The following is a 425-nucleotide window of genomic DNA, read 5'->3' as shown; positions in this document are numbered from 1 at the left end:
TTTACACCTAGGAGGCAGGATATGAAAGGTTCTTCTCCCTCAATATATGATGATTTTGAGCTGTTAATTGGCGTAGATTGGGCTGACAAAAAACATGATATCTGTGAATACGATGCTTGCTCTCAACAATATAAATTTTCAGTTATTCCTCATACACCTGACGCTATTCAGGCGTGGCTTTTATCGCTACAAGAACGTTATCCAGGCAAGCGATTCGCAATTGCCTGTGAGCTTACTAAAGGCCCACTGATCAATGCGTTACAAGCATGTGAAGATGTCGTGATTTACCCACTAAACCCTTCCATGGTAGCTCGTTACCGTAAAGCATTCGCTTCAAGCGGGAGCAAGAGCGATCCAGTAGATGCTAAAATACAAGTCGAAATATTGCAGTATCATCGAGACAAATTAACCCCCTTGAAACCTCA

The 425-nt window shown here is 42.1% G+C and carries 1 protein-coding gene; it reads left to right on the top strand.

Going from position 1 to position 425, the window contains the following annotated elements:
* Positions 1-21: 21 nt before the first annotated feature.
* Positions 22-425: IS110 family transposase (locus V7R39_RS17765; protein WP_334032288.1), on the top strand; the 404-nt coding region annotated here is incomplete at its 3' end.

This window comes from Alteromonas sp. P256, assembly GCF_036864455.1.
Lineage (GTDB): Bacteria > Pseudomonadota > Gammaproteobacteria > Enterobacterales > Alteromonadaceae > Alteromonas.
Note: the sequence above shows the minus strand (reverse complement) of the source record. Positions and strands in the feature narration are given on the sequence as shown.